This is a genomic window from Mesorhizobium sp. M7A.T.Ca.US.000.02.2.1 (genome assembly GCF_003996995.1).
Taxonomy (GTDB): Bacteria; Pseudomonadota; Alphaproteobacteria; order Rhizobiales; family Rhizobiaceae; genus Mesorhizobium.
The window spans coordinates 1-934 of sequence record NZ_RZTT01000814.1; the positions used below are offsets into that span (position 1 = coordinate 1).

The window sequence follows — 934 nt, forward strand, 5'->3', positions numbered from 1 at the left end:
GACGAACCCGCGCCTGAGCAGGACCGGCATGTTGGCACGGCCCAAGCGGCCGATGCGGATATTGACGACCTTATGCTTGATGAACTCCAGGATACGACTTGGCACACGGCTGGCGATGTCGATTTCGACGATGATGCGTTCGACGCGGCTTTGCCCAAGGATCTTGATCCGCGTGACGAAGCCGCTGACCGGGACAATTCGGCGGATTCTCTCGATTGGCTTGCGGAGCGTTCCCAACCGGCAGAGCCGACGCGTTCGTGGAGCCGCGTGACGCCCGTTCCGCATCAGCCGTCATTCAGTGCCCAGCCTGCGTTTGCTCAGCCGGCCGCTTCGGTGGCATCCGTGGCCGCCGCGCCGGCAGTCGCCGCCATGACGTCCTACCGTTCGTCCGAGCCGGTCGAGGCCGTGGCTCCCGCTGCCCCGGTGTCGGCGCCCCAATCGCGCCAGCCTGCGCATTACGAAGACATGCCCGACGTCGAAACGGTCGATGTACCCGAGCGTGTCGTCGCGCTGGCCGACGATCTCGATATTCCCGAACTGCACTTCGAGGAAGACCAGCCGGCGTCGTCCGGCTACGACGATCTCGATGCGGAGTTCTCCAGCCTTCTCTCCGAGATGAACGCGGTGGAGGTCGCTCCTGTTCCCACGGGCAATGTGGCCAGCGCGTCTTACGATGATGACTCCTATGCCGCGGGCTTCAAGCCGGGCTATGACAGCCTCAAGCCGGCATATGACGGGGTCAAGCCGGGCTATGACGGGGTCAAGCCGGGCTATGACGGGGTCAAGCCGGGCTATGAGCCGGAAGCGCGGACCTATGCCGCGCGGCCGATGGACATGTCCGCCCGCGCGGCGGCGCCCACGGGTTATGCCGACGCCTCCGGCTTCGACCTCGACGGCCTGCCAGGGAGCCAGCCGGTTTCGCAAGCTGATGATT

Annotated in this window: 1 protein-coding gene and 1 pseudogene; one reads left to right on the forward strand and one right to left on the reverse strand. The window is 65.3% G+C overall.

What is annotated here, in order from left to right:
* Positions 1 to 237 (reverse strand): hypothetical protein (locus EOD15_RS37420; RefSeq protein ID WP_348629450.1); only part of this gene is annotated, 237 nt, incomplete at its 3' end.
* Between the two features lie 96 nt (positions 238 to 333).
* On the opposite strand from EOD15_RS37420, the pseudogene EOD15_RS37425 reads away from it, so the two are divergent.
* Positions 334 to 934, forward strand: a pseudogene (locus EOD15_RS37425) (SPOR domain-containing protein); the annotation flags it as partial.